This window comes from Flavobacterium ovatum (assembly GCF_040703125.1).
Lineage (GTDB): Bacteria > Bacteroidota > Bacteroidia > Flavobacteriales > Flavobacteriaceae > Flavobacterium > Flavobacterium ovatum.
Map to the genome: position 1 here is coordinate 1,713,177 of NZ_CP160035.1, position 16,936 is coordinate 1,730,112.

Annotated in this window: 16 protein-coding genes; 9 read left to right on the plus strand and 7 right to left on the minus strand. The window is 32.3% G+C overall.

Going from position 1 to position 16,936, the window contains the following annotated elements; translation table 11 throughout:
• Positions 1–105 precede the first annotated feature (105 nt).
• The 5 genes from gldK (at position 106) to ABZP37_RS07345 (ending at position 5,881) form a co-directional block, all read left to right on the plus strand.
• Entirely contained in the window at positions 106–1,509 is a 1,404-nt protein-coding gene (gldK, locus tag ABZP37_RS07325; protein ID WP_366186902.1) for a gliding motility lipoprotein GldK, read from the plus strand.
• 37 nt (positions 1,510–1,546) lie between these two features.
• The gene (gene gldL / locus ABZP37_RS07330) at positions 1,547–2,200 is read left to right on the plus strand and encodes a gliding motility protein GldL (protein ID WP_366186904.1); all 654 of its coding nucleotides are present in this window, start codon (positions 1,547–1,549) and stop codon (positions 2,198–2,200) included.
• Positions 2,201–2,252: 52 nt separating this feature from the next.
• Positions 2,253–3,800, plus strand: coding sequence for a gliding motility protein GldM (gene gldM / locus ABZP37_RS07335; RefSeq protein WP_366186906.1), 1,548 nt, complete (start codon positions 2,253–2,255; stop codon positions 3,798–3,800).
• Positions 3,801–3,844: 44 nt separating this feature from the next.
• Positions 3,845–4,738, plus strand: a complete 894-nt coding sequence (gene gldN / locus ABZP37_RS07340; RefSeq protein WP_366186908.1) for a gliding motility protein GldN — start codon at positions 3,845–3,847, stop codon at positions 4,736–4,738.
• A gap of 90 nt (positions 4,739–4,828) precedes the next feature.
• On the plus strand, positions 4,829–5,881 hold the full coding sequence (locus ABZP37_RS07345) for an FAD-binding oxidoreductase (RefSeq protein ID WP_366186910.1): 1,053 nt from the start codon (positions 4,829–4,831) through the stop codon (positions 5,879–5,881).
• 10 nt (positions 5,882–5,891) lie between these two features.
• Here the strand turns inward: ABZP37_RS07345 and ABZP37_RS07350 are convergent, their stop codons facing one another.
• Complete coding sequence (locus ABZP37_RS07350; protein WP_366186911.1) at positions 5,892–6,299, minus strand: DUF983 domain-containing protein; 408 nt, start codon at positions 6,297–6,299, stop codon at positions 5,892–5,894.
• A 66-nt stretch (positions 6,300–6,365) separates the two neighbouring features.
• Here ABZP37_RS07350 and ABZP37_RS07355 point away from each other — a divergent pair, with 66 nt between their 5' ends.
• Complete coding sequence (locus ABZP37_RS07355) at positions 6,366–8,273, plus strand: ABC-F family ATP-binding cassette domain-containing protein (protein WP_366186912.1); 1,908 nt, start codon at positions 6,366–6,368, stop codon at positions 8,271–8,273.
• A gap of 176 nt (positions 8,274–8,449) precedes the next feature.
• Here ABZP37_RS07355 and ABZP37_RS07360 read toward each other — a convergent pair whose 3' ends face one another.
• A complete protein-coding gene (locus ABZP37_RS07360) occupies positions 8,450–9,418 on the minus strand; it encodes an App1 family protein (protein WP_366186913.1) in 969 nt (322 codons plus the stop codon).
• 89 nt (positions 9,419–9,507) lie between these two features.
• Between ABZP37_RS07360 and ABZP37_RS07365 the strand changes: the two genes are divergently transcribed.
• Positions 9,508–10,353 carry a diacylglycerol kinase family protein gene (locus tag ABZP37_RS07365; protein ID WP_366187492.1) on the plus strand — a complete coding sequence of 282 codons (846 nt, stop codon included), beginning with the start codon at positions 9,508–9,510 and terminating at the stop codon, positions 10,351–10,353.
• A gap of 11 nt (positions 10,354–10,364) precedes the next feature.
• Here ABZP37_RS07365 and ABZP37_RS07370 read toward each other — a convergent pair whose 3' ends face one another.
• Complete coding sequence (locus ABZP37_RS07370) at positions 10,365–11,513, minus strand: peptidogalycan biosysnthesis protein (RefSeq protein WP_366186915.1); 1,149 nt, start codon at positions 11,511–11,513, stop codon at positions 10,365–10,367.
• Positions 11,514–11,617: 104 nt separating this feature from the next.
• On the opposite strand from ABZP37_RS07370, the gene ABZP37_RS07375 reads away from it, so the two are divergent.
• Complete coding sequence (locus ABZP37_RS07375) at positions 11,618–11,893, plus strand: 4a-hydroxytetrahydrobiopterin dehydratase (RefSeq protein ID WP_366186917.1); 276 nt, start codon at positions 11,618–11,620, stop codon at positions 11,891–11,893.
• Between the two features lie 55 nt (positions 11,894–11,948).
• Here the strand turns inward: ABZP37_RS07375 and ABZP37_RS07380 are convergent, their stop codons facing one another.
• Positions 11,949–12,431 (minus strand): DUF1761 domain-containing protein, encoded by a 483-nt coding sequence (locus ABZP37_RS07380; RefSeq protein ID WP_366186919.1) that lies wholly within the window; start codon positions 12,429–12,431, stop codon positions 11,949–11,951.
• A gap of 179 nt (positions 12,432–12,610) precedes the next feature.
• Between ABZP37_RS07380 and ABZP37_RS07385 the strand changes: the two genes are divergently transcribed.
• On the plus strand, positions 12,611–13,465 hold the full coding sequence (locus ABZP37_RS07385) for a Two component regulator three Y domain protein (RefSeq protein ID WP_366186920.1): 855 nt from the start codon (positions 12,611–12,613) through the stop codon (positions 13,463–13,465).
• Positions 13,466–13,719: 254 nt separating this feature from the next.
• Here the strand turns inward: ABZP37_RS07385 and ABZP37_RS07390 are convergent, their stop codons facing one another.
• The 3 genes from ABZP37_RS07390 to ABZP37_RS07400 all read right to left on the minus strand — a co-directional run bounded on the left by ABZP37_RS07390 (position 13,720) and on the right by ABZP37_RS07400 (position 16,891).
• Complete coding sequence (locus tag ABZP37_RS07390) at positions 13,720–15,168, minus strand: IS1182 family transposase (RefSeq protein ID WP_366183768.1); 1,449 nt, start codon at positions 15,166–15,168, stop codon at positions 13,720–13,722.
• Positions 15,169–15,365: 197 nt separating this feature from the next.
• A complete protein-coding gene (locus tag ABZP37_RS07395; RefSeq protein WP_366186921.1) occupies positions 15,366–15,602 on the minus strand; it encodes a hypothetical protein in 237 nt (78 codons plus the stop codon).
• Positions 15,603–15,706: 104 nt separating this feature from the next.
• On the minus strand, positions 15,707–16,891 hold the full coding sequence (locus ABZP37_RS07400) for a Gfo/Idh/MocA family oxidoreductase (protein WP_366186922.1): 1,185 nt from the start codon (positions 16,889–16,891) through the stop codon (positions 15,707–15,709).
• Positions 16,892–16,936 lie beyond the last annotated feature (45 nt).

A 16,936-nucleotide genomic window follows, 5' to 3' on the forward strand; every position in this document is an offset into this window, starting at 1 on the left:
TCTGTATTTTTAAAAAAAAAAATGTTTAGTTAAATAATTGTTTTTTAAAAAAATAATAAATACGTTTACACATTGAAAAATAATGAATATATATCCCGATTTTATATGAAGAATTTCATTGCATTTATGGCAATTTTGACGCTGTTAATTGGCTGTGGTAAATCAAGCGATAAAGGAGAATTGGTTGGTGTTAAAGGGGCGAAGTGGCATCCTGAGAAACCTTATGGAATGACTTTGGTTCCAGGAGGTGCTTTTATCATGGGTAAATCTGATGAAGATGTAGCTGCGGTTCAAGATGCTCCAACTAAAACAGTAACCGTTAGGTCGTTTTATATGGATGAAACTGAGATTACAAATAGTGAGTATCGTCAATTTGTAGAATGGGTAAAAGATTCTACAATGAGAGTTCGATTGGCTATTCTTGCTGATGAATTGGGAATTAAACCTGGTGATGGAAAGAATAGTAAGGCAGGAAGTATAGGTGATTTTGCGTTTAATGATACAGATCCGGCTAAAATGACAGCTTACGATAAGTACATGTATGATAACTATTACAGTATAGGAACAGATGATGATCCTTATGCAGGTAGAAGACTTAATCGAAAAGTTAAACTGATAAAAGATCCAAAAAAATATCCAGATGAATATTACGTTGAGGTGATGGATTCTATGTATTTGCCAATTGAAGCTTCATACAACGGATTGAGAACCATTGATGTAGACAAATTAAAGTTTCGTTATTCTTGGATGGATATTCAAGCTGCAGCTAAAGCTAAAGTTGGAAAAAGAAAAGATTTCATTAAAACTGAAGAGGTTAAGGTGTATCCAGATACAACAGTTTGGATAAAAGATTTTTCATATTCTTATAATGAACCAATGCATAATGATTATTTTTGGCATAAAGCATATGGTGATTACCCTGTAGTTGGTGTTAAGTGGACGCAAGCAAAAGCATTTTGTGCATGGAGAACTCTAAATAAAAATTCCTATATAAAATCTAAAGCTAAAGGTCGTGATTTGATTAACTCATTTCGTTTGCCAACTGAGGCAGAATGGGAATATTCAGCTAGAGGTGGTTTACAATCAGCGACATATCCGTGGGGAGGTCCTTATACTAAAAATGATAGAGGCTGTTTCTTAGCTAATTTTAAGCCAAGTAGAGGTGATTATGCTGCAGATCAGGCATTATATACTGTAGAAGCAAAATCATATGATCCAAATGCCTATAATTTATATAATATGGCAGGGAATGTTTCAGAATGGACTGATACATCTTACGATCCAAATGCTTATGAATATGTTTCTTCAATGAATCCAAATGTATTAGATTTATCTAATAAGCGTAAAGTAGTGCGTGGAGGATCCTGGAAAGACGTGTCTTATTTCTTACAAGTCGCTACTAGGGATTATGAATATGCTGATTCAGCTAGAAGTTATATAGGGTTCCGTACAGTTCAAGACTATATGGGATTGCAAACTACTGGAAATTCCTCTAGTAGAAAAAGATAAAAAACCAAATCTACTAAATAAATAAAAATCACAAATTATGGCATTACTAAGTAAAAAAGCAATGAATTTTGCATACGGAATGGGAGCTGCGGTAGTAATCGTAGGGGCATTGTTTAAAATTACTCATATCGAGTTAGGACCTTTAACAGGTAACTTGATGTTGACAATTGGATTATTGGTAGAAGCGTTAATTTTTGCATTGTCTGCTTTTGAACCCGTAGATGATGAGCTAGATTGGACTTTAGTATATCCGGAATTAGCTAACGGTAAAGCTCAAAAAAGAGAAGTTAAAATTAAACAAGAGTCTCCAGCTGAAGCACAAGGGTTATTGTCACAGAAATTAGATGCAATGCTTAAAGATGCTAAAATTGATGGTGAGTTAATGTCAAGTTTAGGGAATAGTATTAAAAATTTCGAATCTGCAGCTAAAGGTATTGCTCCGACAGTTGACTCAATGGCTTCAACAAAAAAATATAGTGAAGAACTATCTTTGGCTGCTGCGCAAATGGAATCATTGAACAGTTTGTATAAAATTCAATTACAAAGTGCTTCTAGAAATGCTCAAATAAATGAAGAAGTTCTTGAAAACAATGTAAAATTAAAAGAACAAATGCAATCCTTAACTACAAACTTGTCTTCATTGAACAATGTTTATGGAGGAATGCTTACAGCAATGAATAATAAGGGATAATTAGTTTCGAACGACTACAAAAATAATTTTAAACTAATTAGAAAAAATAATTATGGCAGGAGGAAAACTAACCCCTAGACAGAAAATGATTAACCTAATGTATTTGGTTTTCATTGCAATGTTAGCATTAAACATGTCCAAAGAAGTATTATCAGCTTTTGGGATTTTAAATTTAAAAATTGTAGAATCAAACCTAATTTCGGATAATCGTAATGAGTCATCTTTTCAACAGCTAGCACAAAAAGCAGTTGATCAACCGGGTCAATTTGGAGAAAAAAAGGCAAAAGTCGAAAAAATTAGAGCTGTATCTAGAGAACTTAATGATTACATAGAAAGCATTAAAACTTCTGTTACTAAAAATTTCGAAAGAGATGAAGAAGGTAATTTGCCTTACGAGCAAATGGATAAAGGAGATTTGATTGATAATATGTTCTTTACAGGTGATAAACTTTCGGCTAAAGGAAAAGAGTTTTTAGATAAAATTAATAGTTATCCTTCTCAAATAAAAAAAATTGGCGGAAGCTCAATAGCTGAATCAGAAGTAAAGAAAATTGAAAATAGATTTGCTACAATACCTGTTTTTTCAAAAAAAGCTGGAGCAAATTTACCTTGGTTAGAATATAATTATAAGGGATTCCCGATCATTGCAACAATAACTAAGTTGTCTCAGATTCAGGCAGACATTAAAACTACTGAAAGTGATGTAATGACTGGTATGTTTCAATCTGATCTAGTTGCAGCAGCTTCACTTACAGCATATCAGCCAATAGTAGTTTTGGATAAATCTGTTTTCTTTCAAGGAGAAGCAGTTTCGGGTAAAATTATCTTAGGAAAATTTGATCCATCATTAAAAGCCAAATCGGTTGTTGTTAATGGTTCAAGTATTCAAGCAATGGCTGGTCAAGCTAAGTTTTCATTTGGAGCGGGTAATATTGGAGAACATGCAATTGCAGGTTCATTTAATTTTGACGAAAATGGGAAAGTAGTTAGTTTGCCTATTAAAGATAAATATGTAGTTGTTGCTAGGCCTAAATCGGCTACTATATCAGCTGATAAGATGAACGTAGTGTATAGAGGTGTTGTAAATCCAATGACTATATCATTTGCAGGTATTCCTGCTGATAAAGTTTCGGCTTCAGCTCCTGGATTAAGTTCAGCTGGAGGAGGGAAATTTAACATGAGTCCTTCTTCAGGTAGTCAAGTTGTTATTAATGTTACTGGAACTTTACCAGATGGTTCTAAAGTTTCAGATAGTAAGACTTTTAGAATTAAAGGGATTCCTGGTCCAACAGGTACTATTAGAGGAGAAACAGGAGTTGTGAAAGGGCCTAAATCTAATCTTGAAATAGCTACTATTGGTGCTAAATTAGAAGATTTTGATTTTGAAGTTGGTTTAGATGTAGTAGGGTTTAATTTGAAATTAACTGGACAACCAACTGTGGTGGTTCAAGGTGATAAATTAAATTCACAGTGTAAGTCAGTTCTTTCTAAGGCAGTGAGAGGTGATCAGGTAACTATTTCTGAAATTAAAACAAGATTAGTTGGAGCAGGTAGTTATTTATTACCAAGAACTTCTCCAGTAATTTTTGAAATTCAATAGTAGTTATTAATAAAAGGAGTTCATTAAAATTATATAATGGCATCATGAAGAATATAAAAAACGGTTTATTGGTAATGTTTTCTGTAATATGGAGTGTGTCATCTTATGCGCAATCTAATTTACTTAACGCAAAAACACCTTCGCAAATAGGTCTTAAAACACCTGCTCAACTAATCTCGGATAATGATAAGCCATTGGCGTATGGTTATGTTCATGATAGAGATATTTTGATGGGTAAAACTGTGTGGGAAATTATTGATTTAAGTGAAAGAATTAATTTTCCTTTGTATTTTCCAATCGATGAAAACATTGGATCAGATAGACGTTCATTATATTCAGTTTTGACTACTGCTATTAAAAACGGAAAAATCACGGAAGTGTATTCAGATAGTTATTTTAATACTAAGAAATCTTTTAGAGATATCGAAGCTTCTTTGTCTAGAGTTGATACTACTGATGCGGGTCGGGAACAAATAAATGCAGGTAGAAAAGCTGTTTCTGCAGAATATATTTTACGTTCTGATTTAACGGCTCAAGATGTAACACAATACAAAATCAAAGGGTTTTGGTATTTTGATAAACGTCAAAGTGAATTAAAATATCGTTTGCTAGGTATTTGTCCTGTTACTCCAGATGTTTATACAATGAATAGTGATGAAAAAGATTATATAGAGTTATTTTGGATTTTCTTTCCTTCAGCTAGAAATGTGTTACATGAGGCGAAAGCTTTTAATGATAAAAACTCTTCTATGCCAATTTCTTTTGATCAAATCTTGAATTCTAGACGATTCAATAGTGTTATATATAAAGAAGAAAATGTATATGGCGATAGGGAGATTAAGGAATATATGAAAGACAATGCTCAAAATCAATTACTAGAGTCTGAAAGAATAAAAGAAAAGATACGTAATTTTGAGTCTGATATGTGGAATTACTAAGACATTAAAACTTAATAATATTAAACAAAAACTCTTACTTTTTAGTAAGAGTTTTTTATTGGGACTTGGTTTAGCTTTAAAAAAAATAGAATGATAGATTATTTAATTGTTGGTTCAGGATTAGCGGGTATTTCTTTTTCAGAAACTGCATTGGCACAGCATAAGACTATTTTAGTAATTGATGATGATTCTCAAAATTCATCTAAAATAGCTGGAGGGCTTTATAATCCAGTTATTCTAAAACGTTTTAGTGAAGTTTGGCATGCGAAAGAACAATTAGATTTGATGAAGTCATTTTATAGTAGTATTGAAACTAAATTGGATTCTAAATTTGATTTTAAAAAGCCTATATTGAGAAAGTTCTTTTCTATTGAAGAACAAAATAATTGGTTTTCTGCATCTGATAAACCTAGTCTAGCTCCTTTTTTATCACTTAATTTAATTACAAAAAAATATTCGGGAATTAATTCGCCATTTAATTATGGGGAAGTTTTACATACTGGATTTGTTGATACGGCTAGTTTATTGTCTTCTTATAGAGTGTACCTGAAGGTTAATCAATGGTTCCTTAATGAAACTTTTGATTACAATAAATTAATAATTAGTGATGGTTATGTTGAATATAAAGAGGTTCAAGCTAGGAATATCATTTTTGCGGAGGGTTTTGGAATACGTGCTAATCCTTATTTTAAACATTTGCCTCTAGATGGCACCAAAGGGGAGTTATTTATTATTAAAGCACCCATGTTAGGTCTAGACGTAATTGTCAATACTAATGTGTTTATTTTGCCTCTAGGTGATGGATTATTTAAAGTAGGGGCTACTTATAATTGGAAAGACAAATCTGCTGAACCCACAGTAGATGGTAGAGCTGAATTAATAGATAGAATTCAAGAGATTATTGATTGTGATTTTGAGATAGTTGAACATTTTGCAGGAATTCGACCTACTGTTCGTGATAGGCGCCCTTTGGTAGGTACCCATCCTCAATATACGAGAGTGCATGTTCTTAATGGATTAGGGACACGTGGCGTTATGATTGGCCCTGAAATGGCTAAAGCATTATATGATTCTATTGAAAACGGAATTCCTTTAGATGATGAAATTAATATTAACCGTATAAAACCTAAAAATTATATTTAATTATTGTAGATTAGATTTTAGGTATAGTATTTTTTTTCTTTTTGTTGAATGTAGGGTCGTACGAAACAAACATGTTTATGTAAATATTTCTTGACCATCTCAATACTAAAGGGGCCGTAATAATTAAGGCAACAATTATAGATATGAAAGAAGTTTTTAGACTACTATTAAATAATAACTTAGATATGATAAAGGTAGCAATACCAACTGCAACATTCAGTCCGTAGCTTACATACATAGCTCCATAAAAAAACGATGGTTCTATTTGGTAATGTAATCCACAATGGCTACAATCTTCATTCATTTTTAATACTGAGCCTAAATGAAGTGGGTTTTTATCCACATACATGCTTTCATTTTGGCATTTAGGACAACTTCCTGTTAAAATACTATTTAGTTTGGATCCTTTTTTTAACATTTGCAAAAAATTTTAAACAAAGATACGGTTTTAGGATTGTAGCCTTTGTAACTTTAGTCACAATATATGCTTAATATACACAATTTATCCGTTTCATTCGGAGGTACTTATTTGTTCGAAGAAGTAACATTCCGATTAGGAGCTGGAGATCGAGTTGGTCTCGTTGGTAAAAATGGAGCTGGTAAATCTACTATGCTCAAAATGTTAGCGGGAGATTTTAAACCAGATTCGGGTGTTATTTCACAAGAGAAGGATGTTCGCATGGGGTTTCTACGTCAAGATATCGATTTTGAACAAGGAAGAACAGTATTAGAAGAGGCCTACGAAGCTTTTGTAGAGATTAAAATTGTAGAAAAAAAATTAGAAGAAATAAACCATCAATTAGTCACCCGTACTGATTATGAAAGTGAAGAATATTCTAAAATAATTGAAGACCTTTCTGATTATACGCACCGATTTGATTTATTGGGTGGATATAATTATGTTGGTGATACAGAGAAAATTCTTTTAGGTTTAGGTTTCAAAAGAGATGTTTTTAATAATCAAACTGAGACTTTCTCTGGAGGTTGGAGAATGCGTATTGAATTAGCCAAGTTGTTATTACAAGCCAATGATGTTTTGCTACTGGATGAGCCTACAAATCACTTAGATATAGAAAGTATCATTTGGTTAGAAAGTTTTTTACGTAATTATCCTGGAGTCGTGGTAATTGTTTCGCATGATAGAATGTTCTTGGATAACGTAACCAATAGAACTATCGAGATATCATTAGGAAAAGCTTATGATTTCAATAAGCCTTATACACAATACCTAGAATTGCGTCACGAAATTCGTGAAAAACAATTGGCTACTCAAAAAAATCAAGCCAAGAAAATTGAAGAAACTGAAAAGCTAATTGAAAAATTCCGTGCCAAAGCTTCTAAAGCCTCCATGGCACAGTCTTTAATAAAAAAATTAGATAAAGTAGAACGTATCGAGGTAGATGAAGATGATAATTCAGTCATGAATATTTCCTTCCCAGTTTCCAAAGAACCGGGTAGAGTAGTGGTAGAGGCCGAAAATGTAACCAAAAGTTACGGGGATAAAACCATATTGAAAGACATTAATTTATTGGTAGAAAGAGGAAGTAAAATCGCCTTTGTTGGTCAAAATGGTCAAGGAAAATCAACTTTCATCAAAGCTATTGTTGATGAATTTGAATACCAAGGAAATATAAAATTGGGGCACAATGTACAATTGGGTTATTTTGCTCAAAACCAAGCGGAGTATCTTGATGGTGAAATCACATTGTTGCAAACAATGGAGGACGCTGCAATGGATACCAATCGTAGTAAAGTTCGTGATATGTTGGGGTCTTTCTTATTCCGTGGGGATGATGTTGATAAAAAAGTAAAAGTACTTTCGGGAGGGGAACGTAACCGTTTAGCACTTTGTAAATTGTTATTGCAACCCATCAACGTTTTATTGATGGATGAACCTACCAATCACTTGGATATAAAATCTAAGAATGTATTGAAAGCTGCATTGCAAAAATTTGGTGGGACTTTACTTCTTGTTTCTCACGATAGGGATTTCTTGCAAGGGATGTCAAACCTCGTTTATGAATTCAAAGACCAAAAAATAAAGGAATATTTGGGCGATATCAACTACTTCCTAGAGCAACGCAACCTTGAAAACATGCGTGAAGTCGAGAAGAAAGATGCTCAAAAAGCAGCAGCTCCAAAAGAAAGTAACAAAGCGTCCTATGAAGATCAAAAGAAAGGGAAGTCTCTAAATAACAAATTGAGTAAAATTGAAAGTCAAATCAAGCAATTAGAAAAAGACATTCAACATGATGATAAAATGTTGGCTTCTAGTTATGATAAGCATATTGAAGATGCTGCTTTTTTTAAGGCGTACAATAAGAAAAAAGCAGATTTAGACCAGTTTTTACTAGACTGGGAAGTTGTGCAAGGAGATATAGATAAATTGTAGCTAATCCAGCTGACCATTACAATTTTGTACTTACAAAACTTTTTTTGCTAGCCAGTTACAGGAACTTGTCTCGAAGCATAGAGATTCGTTCTGCAACTGGCGCAAAAAAAAATCATAAAAGGATTTTCTTCCGACGCTTAGGAACCATCTAGGCTACTTAGTGTTGTAAGGATATATTAGGAAATAATTCCAATTGATTTAGAATGTTCAATTGCTTGAGCACTATGTTCAAAATAATAAACAGACACATTCAATGTTTTTATATTATCCATAACAGCGATAATTCTGTTTTTTTTTGAATTTCCAGTTTGCCTAATGTAAACTGCTTTGACGCTTAAAGGAAATATTTTGCAAATTGCTTCATATAAAAAGACATCTTCCTGAGAGTCGTCACCCAATAAAACATATTGTAAGTGTGGATAAAATTCTAAAATGTGTTTTATTTTTTCAAACTTATGGTTGTGACGTTCGGGTTTTAAAGACCAGAAAATCTGACGCAAGTTCGTTTTAATATCTTTTAGTAGTAAAACGGCTTTGGGTAATTGATGGATTTCAGTAAATTTAATGATAAATCGATATAAGTTCCATTCACTACTAGATACATAAAAGAATGTATTTCGTTCTTTTTTATTTTCTCTTCCTGCCAAGCTAAGTGCTTGATAATGAAAGACAACGTCTTCAAATACCTTTCTTTTAGTTACATTTTTAAATAAAAGATGGTATATTTTTTTAAGTGGATTTTTAGTGTAAGACACTAGGAAAGTATCATCAATATCAGATATGATTCCTAGATCACCTTCCATTGGACGGTTGTAACTTTCTTGACTTTCGATTTTTTGATCTTTATAAATAATACTTACTTTATAATCTACCCAGCCATATTCATTTTGCTGTAAAGGAATGCAGAATTTAAAATAACCATCATTTAGCGTCTTGGTGTGTATTTTTTCATTATTATGCTCTAGATATACATCCGCATTCGTTTGTGTTTTTATTCGGAACATATTAATTGTTGCGGAAGCATTTTTAAACTTCTTAGATAGAAAATCATAATCTTTCTTATTGGTAGGTTTAAAAACATGCCCCATGACAATCAGCTCTTGTTCATTGGCATAACCTCGATATAATTTTAAAATAGGCTTCATAACAGTGATATCTTTTGGAGTACAACTAAATTTAGTTAAATTTAAGCAATTAAAGGAATGAAATTTTGAAAAAGAATGTATTGCTCATAGTGAATCCAGTTTCAGGAGGTGTCAATAAATACCAGTTTATTAAGGCTACTAGAGATTTTGTATCCGGTAATAATTGGAACCTTGTAATATATAAAACTACAGGTATTAATGATATTGATGTGATACGAGATTTATATGTTGCTAGTCATCCAGAAAGGATTTTAATTGCTGGAGGGGATGGAACGATAAAGATGGTAGGGGAAGCCATGGCAAAAGAAGATGTTGTATTTGGGATATTACCAGTAGGTTCTTCTAATGGTTTGGCAGTCGAACTGGATTTGATGAAAACATTGGAGGAAAATTTAGAAATTGCGCTTCATCACGATTTTATAGAAATTGATATGGTCGTCATTAATGAAATAAGAAGTTTGCATTTGAGTGATATTGGTTTAAATGCCGAACTGATTAAGAATTATAAAAAAAGTAAAATACATGGAAAGTGGGGTTATGCGCTACAGATATTTCACACGTTACTACACGCTAAAAAGCCTTTTATAGCTCATATAACAACTGCTAATGAATCGATAGAATGTGAAGCTCGTATGATTGTGATGGCTAATGCTAAAAAATATGGAACTGGAGTTGTTATTAATCCTTTAGGTGTTCTAAATGATGGTAAATTTGAATTGGTGATTATAAAAAAAATGAGCTTACTTATTTTTTGTAAAATAATAATGGGAATAAAAGTAATAAATCTAAAAGAAGTCGAAATTATATCGACTGACTCAGCCGTAATCAAAACTAATTTTCCAGTCAATTTTCAAATTGATGGCGAATATTTAGGAACTGAAGATGAATTACATATTTCTATTTCGACAGAGAAAATCAAAGTAGCAATTGCTTAGTCTTTTAGTGATTATTTAAATGGATTGCGCTCTTTCCACTCTGTTTTTGGTTCAAAATAAGCGAAACTCTTAGCCATTAATAAATTAATAAAATAATTTTTATGTTTAATCAGCCCAATCATTTCGACAGGAATAGCGCCTACGGAACTTTTTATTTCCAAAGCTGTTCGAGCAAAAATAATACGCTTGTATTTTTTATTAATAGAATAACCAATCATGTCATATAACATATTGAGGTATAACATTTTTTCTCTTTGGCAACTTTCATCATAACCTAAGAAGTAAGTATCTATATCTTCTCCGTTTTTAATCAAAGTATTGAACCCTATCAGTTTTTCATCTATAAAGTAGCCATAGAATAAAAAGTTGTCATGGAGTTTCTTTTTGAATACTTCAAAATGATTTTCAGATAAATAGAATGTATTAAAGGGAGCATTTTGCGCTACATTTAAATATAGCTCGTTGATTCGGTAATGAGATTTTTTTATTTCATCTAGAGATAGTTTTCTCTTATCGATTCCTATTGCTTTTTTTCTTGCACGCTTGTATTGGTCTCGGTATTTTTTATTTAAATCTCCAATATAATCATCAATGGAATTCCATGATTCTTTAATGTTGAAAACCATATTCGGTTGCGTATTAAAATGATAATACGATTTGAATTTCGAGGTTTTAAATAATTGAGTATTGGTAGTTAAGAAGTCTTTGTAAACCGTAAGATGTATTTTCTTCTTTTGGCTTTTTAATTGGTCAGTAAGCGCATGTGTGGCTTCGTGTAATGCAGTAATTCCATCTTCTAAATTGATTTGGTCACTAAAACAAAAACAATTTTGGCCCGTGAGCATATTGTTTCCAATGACTAAAACGTTAGAAATGAATTTTTTAAATAGGAAATTCTTGATCATTGTTTTGAAACAATGATCTCTTTCTCCTAATGAGTTTACTTTACTTAAATTGATTTTTTGTGCTAATGAAATCCCAACCAATTCATTTTCTTTGAAAATTCCAATAAAGTAACAGACCATATTGGTGGGGGCCGATTTTTCCAGAATACTCAAATAGTCTTTACTCAGAAAAATATTCTTAGGCGTTAAGCTATCCCAGTTGGTTGGAAGATTTTGAGTAGAATAATAAATTTGAAAGGATAAATTTGGTTTCAATGTGAAGTTGCCATTTTAAAAGGTCTAAATTACTATTTAAAGTTAAAATAGAAAGCCAATGGATAAATTTTAACTAATTTTATGATTACTAAATTATAATACTTATGGAAATCTATACAGAGACAACAGCACAACCTTTACTGAAAACCTTAAATGATTGGGAATTCAATAATAATGGTATCGAGAAGAAATTTGTTTTTAAAAATTTTAATCAAGCGCTTGGATTTATTGTGCAAATTGGTGTTTTGGCCGAAAAAGCGAATCATCATCCAGAATTGTTTAATGTGTATAATAAGGTGAATGTTCGTTTGTCAACTCATGATGCTGGGGGATTGACGGATAAAGATTTTTTATTAGCGAATGCAATTGAGAAATTATAAAAAAAAACTCGTCCCACTATTTTGAAACGAGTCTGTCGTATGTGTTTTTATTAATTTAAGACCAAGCGCAGATAATTCCACCCATTATCATAAAACTAACAATCCAATATCCAGCTGTGACTAAAGTGTATTTCCAACTTCTTCTTTCGTAGAGTGCATTTGTTCCTATAATAGGTAGTGCCATAAAAACTCCTGTCAGAATACCATGAAAAGCACCATGTTTAAATGTGCGGAAAGTAGTTCCGTAATCAGCCATAAAGGCGTAATAAGAAGGTTTAACAATACTTGGATCTCCACCGATCATGCTTACCGCTCCCCATTGATGAATAGTGATCATTTGTAAGGACATCGAAATTAGGAAAGCATAAACTAATGACATTCCAAATATAAGTACCATATTAGCACCTTTCATCTTTTCTTCTGTCATTCCTGATTCTGTCATCCAAATTGTTCCAAAAACCTTTGGATTGTACCAAATAAATCCAATAACCATAGTTGATGATGCAGCAACTAACAAAACAATAAAATTAATTTCCATGTGATTAGTTTTTAGGTTAGTATATCAAATATAGTTTTTTTATTTAGTTCCTGTAGATCTATTTTATGTAGGTTATGGATTACTATCGAGTAAAAAATACGTAGTTTATCGATTATTTTTACCTTTTTGTGTTGTTTGTGCCTATATTTGAGTGTAAATAAAAAGTAAATCCTACTGTTATGAAAAACTTATTCACATTTATTTTGACTGCTTTAACTTCTTTTTTGATGGTTGCAGAAGTTACTCCGTCAGATAAAGCAACTTTAGTAAAATTATATAATTCAACTAATGGTGTTAATTGGAATACGAAGTGGGACTTAACTTCTCCAGTAACTACATGGTATGGAGTGAAATTAGTTAATGACAAGATTGTTTCAATTAATTTAAGAAATAATAATTTAGTAGGTGAGATTCCAACTGAAATCCTTAGTCTTATTGATTTACAAGAATTAAATTTATATAAAAATAAACTTTCAGGAGTAATTCCTGCAGGTTTAGGGAATTTGAAAAAATTAGAGGTTCTAGATTTATCTTTTAATAGTCTTACAGGTTCTCTACCAGCTTCAATAGGAGATATGGTTAATTTGAAAAGCATTAGTTTGTTTATGAATAGATTGTCTGGTGAATTGCCGTCTCAAATTGGTAATTTGAAAAATCTTGAAACATTATCACTTTTCAACAATGAAATAGAAGGTCAAATTCCAACATCATTATATAATCTTGCTTCTTTGAAAGTAATGCTTTTAAATAGTAATAAATTATCGGGTGAATTAAGTCATCACATTTCAGAAATGAAGTCTTTAGAAAACTTAAGTTTATTTGAAAATAATTTTGTGGGTCAGATACCTTTGGAGTTAGAAAAGTTAAATAAATTGAAAGAAATGAATGTTTCTTATAATAAATTCAGCGGATTAACCTCTAGAAGATTAGCTGTGTTGGATACTTTAAATATGACTATGTTTAATGATAAGGGAGTTGCAGTACTATTAAATATAAAAATGGATAGGAGTACAGCTATTGTTTCGGAGGATTAATTAAATATGTTTTTTCATAATGTTAGTAAATAAATTTAGTTGAAAAGGCTGTCTTGATAAGGAGGGCACTGAAAAACCTCGCTTATTTCGATTTGTGTTATTTTTCAAAGATTAAAAAAACGCTTATAACAGGATTTCAAACATCCGTTATAAGCGTTTTAAATTTTACAACTGTTTTTATTTTAGATTTTAGGAGTCTATTTTTTGGCTTAAAATGAGTGTATTTTAGACAATACGCAAGTAGAACGCATTTCCTACATTAGTTTTATGATTCTTTTTAAATTTACTGTAAAAATAGCCATTGCTCCTTGCATTTGCATATTGTTTATGCCATAAGATATCGCTCTGTCAAAACCATGTGCATTTTTTAACTCACTATTCTTCGCTTCTATTTTGTATCGGTGCTTTGCTTTTTCTTTGTAATAGTCTGTTTCTTGAAAGGATATTTGCTCTTGATGTAAATCTGATTTTATGGATACCGAATATGTTTTTGTTTTTGCTCCCTCTTTATAACAGCCTTCTGTTAAAGGACATGATTTACATTTTTCAACATCAAAATAGTAAGTGTCGACTTGATTTTCCCCGATATCTTTGGTTCCACCTCGTGCTTTTCGTATTGCCATATGACCCGCAGGACATACAAACCTATCGGCATCTTTATTGTAATCAAATTTATCCTCGTCTTTTCTAAATCCTTGTGTTATGGATGGGTTTAGTCTGGCCACTACTTTAATATTTTGCTCACTTGTGATTTTAAGATTTTCTTTCCCCGAATAGGCACCATCGCCAATAATAGTATCTACCTCAATTCCATTTTCTTGACTAATTTCTAAGAGTTTTGGCAACTCCGGTCCATCTCCTTTTTCTCCCGATGTTACTACGGCTGCTGTTATGATGCGCTCTTCGGTCATAGCTAAATGAGTCTTGTAGCCAAAGAAAGAACTCTCGGCAGATTTATGCCCAGTTTTGGCATCGGTATCTTTTGATAAAATTAAATTTTCTTGTGTATCTTCGATGGTTTCTTTTAGCAAGTTGAGTTTTTCTTTTACGGCCGGTATCAAACTCACCGAAGGATCTTCTTCTAGTCTTTTCTCTAACTCTTTGCTATAAGCCAACTCCTTTTCTAAATCATTCTCGTTGTTCTTCTCTGGCATACGTTCTTTCCATTGTTCATCAAATGAATAAACCACTTTACGAAGTTGTTTGGAATGTTCTCTCAGTACGTCTATAGCTAAAAATGGATTTGACCTTGATAAAGTATGTGTGGCATCAACTATTATAGATTTAGAACGAATAACACCTTTTTCAATGGCTAAGGCTACCGTTTTGTTAATCAATAAATTCAATAAATCGGTGTCTTTTAAGCGGAGTTTTCTAAATTTTGTCAATGAACTTGGGTTGATAACATCGGCTTCGGGTGTCATATCCAAAAAATATTTAAAGGACATGTCAAAACGAGAGCGATCAACAACATCAACATCCGAGACCGTATAAATCGTTTTCAAAAGTAGATACTTGAACATACGAATAGGACTTTCTGCCATACGACCATTATTTACACAATAGGTATGTATAAGTTCATCGGTGATAAATGAAAAATCAATTAATTCATTGATTTTTCGAAGAAGATTATCTTTAGGAATGATTAAATCATATAACGAGGAATGCTCGCTGAACTGAATTTGTTGTTGCTGAACTAACATCTAAAAAGCCTTATAATTACAGTTAAATATAACCAAAAAGAAGCAGTAAATAAAATTTTACTGCTCCTTTTTTATGCTGATTTTTTGTAAATGACTTTTTCAGTGCCCTCTTGATAAGACAGCCTTTTTTTTGGTTTTTACCGTTAAAAACACAGTAAGAGCTTTAAGTTTTTATAAGCTTTTACTTTTCTAAATGTTTAAAGATTCAAATCTATGAAACCTGCAACTTCTGTAGAAGCTTCTCCTGTTGAGCTGTTTTCTGCGCGATTAGAATTGTAAACTTTTACAAAATCAACCCCTTTTAACTGTACTGCTTTCCCATCTTTATTTACTGCCCAACTAATATCAATTTGCGCTTTCGCATCTTTATTAGGCCAGTTGTCTACATAGCCCCATTCATAAGCGGGAGTTATCCAATAACTTACTTTTGCCATATTTGATTTTAATAAAGCTTAGATTCAAGTAATAAATGCAATACTTAGGTGTTTATTAAATAAAGCCTACTGATAAGTCTTTAAATTTAGTGCTATTTTCTTTATTAATAAAATGCAGGACTACTCACTATTTTGTTGTTATACATAGCATCTAGTCCCATCTGAATACAAATAGCAGTATTGGCGCCAGTAATTACATCGGATATAGTTTTTTTATTAAGTACAATACTATCTTTGAAGTCAATTAAAGCTTGTTCACTAGGTTCAAGATGTTCTACAGTAATCGGGATTCCAAGTCCTTTTTCCCAGATTACGGTTGCACCCGAAACACCGTCAACCGTACCGTACTCTTTTTTATCTTTACCCTCAGGATAGAACCAAGCTTTGGTATAGTCTAAAATAATGGTGCCTTTATCTCCCATGACTTTAATTTGGTAATCATCTTTGGCATTGCTAGTCAGGCAAGTAAATTTTGCTTTTACGCCCGATGGATAATTGTAAATTAAATGAATATTATCATAGGTTTCTCGACCATCTTTATAATAATCAACACCACCAGTTCCCATGACTTGGTTTGGTTTTTCGCCCAATACCCAGTTGGCAAAATCAATTTGATGCGAACACAATTCGGCAACCAATCCACCTGAAAATTCGTGATACATACGCCAGTTAATTTGTTTTTCTAATTCTGGACTCGGTACTGGTCTTCTCCAGTTTCCATGACGATTCCACTGACAGTCAAAGGCTGTTATTTGGCCTATTTTACCCTCTTTTATAAGGTCCACCACATGAGTATACAATCGAGAACTATGGTACTGATGACCAGTTTGAAATACGTTTTTTGATTGATTCACTTTGGAAACCAAATTATGAATACCATCGTAGCCCTTAGCCATTGTTTTTTCGCAATATACGTGCTTACCAGCGTCCAATGCATCCATTGCAATTTGGGAATGCATGCTAAAAGGTACCGAAACTAATATGGCATCAATATCCTTATTGTCTAATAATTTACGGTAATCGGTATATCCTTTGGCTTTTCCATGGGTGGATTTTAGGCCCTTTTCTAATCGAAAAGGTAAAACATCACACACACCAATTGCATTAAAATTTTTAATCTTATTGATGTTCGCTATCATTCCTGTTCCTCTATTTCCCGTACCAATAATCCCAATATTGACAGAATCATTGGCTTGGCTAAAATTAAGAATATTTCCAAAACCCACTGCAGTAGTAGTTAATGCTGCAGTGGCCATGGAACTTTTTAAAATAAAATCTCTTCTTTTCATTCAATTTTTTTATGCTTGTGAATTAATTAAGATACAATGAATATC

Bases quoted from the DNA above. Each gene is read 5' to 3' on its own strand.
- ABZP37_RS07400 (WP_366186922.1), bottom strand. From the start codon at position 16,891: ATGAAAAGAAGAGATTTTATTTTAAAAAGTTCCATGGCCACTGCAGCA.
- ABZP37_RS07375 (WP_366186917.1), top strand. From the start codon at position 11,618: ATGGAAATCTATACAGAGACAACAGCACAACCTTTACTGAAAACCTTA.
- ABZP37_RS07385 (WP_366186920.1), top strand. From the start codon at position 12,611: ATGAAAAACTTATTCACATTTATTTTGACTGCTTTAACTTCTTTTTTG.
- ABZP37_RS07355 (WP_366186912.1), top strand. From the start codon at position 6,366: ATGCTTAATATACACAATTTATCCGTTTCATTCGGAGGTACTTATTTG.
- gldM (WP_366186906.1), top strand. From the start codon at position 2,253: ATGGCAGGAGGAAAACTAACCCCTAGACAGAAAATGATTAACCTAATG.
- ABZP37_RS07345 (WP_366186910.1), top strand. From the start codon at position 4,829: ATGATAGATTATTTAATTGTTGGTTCAGGATTAGCGGGTATTTCTTTT.
- ABZP37_RS07360 (WP_366186913.1), bottom strand. From the start codon at position 9,418: ATGAAGCCTATTTTAAAATTATATCGAGGTTATGCCAATGAACAAGAG.
- gldK (WP_366186902.1), top strand. From the start codon at position 106: ATGAAGAATTTCATTGCATTTATGGCAATTTTGACGCTGTTAATTGGC.
- gldL (WP_366186904.1), top strand. From the start codon at position 1,547: ATGGCATTACTAAGTAAAAAAGCAATGAATTTTGCATACGGAATGGGA.
- ABZP37_RS07350 (WP_366186911.1), bottom strand. From the start codon at position 6,299: ATGTTAAAAAAAGGATCCAAACTAAATAGTATTTTAACAGGAAGTTGT.
- ABZP37_RS07390 (WP_366183768.1), bottom strand. From the start codon at position 15,168: ATGTTAGTTCAGCAACAACAAATTCAGTTCAGCGAGCATTCCTCGTTA.
- gldN (WP_366186908.1), top strand. From the start codon at position 3,845: ATGAAGAATATAAAAAACGGTTTATTGGTAATGTTTTCTGTAATATGG.
- ABZP37_RS07380 (WP_366186919.1), bottom strand. From the start codon at position 12,431: ATGGAAATTAATTTTATTGTTTTGTTAGTTGCTGCATCATCAACTATG.
- ABZP37_RS07395 (WP_366186921.1), bottom strand. From the start codon at position 15,602: ATGGCAAAAGTAAGTTATTGGATAACTCCCGCTTATGAATGGGGCTAT.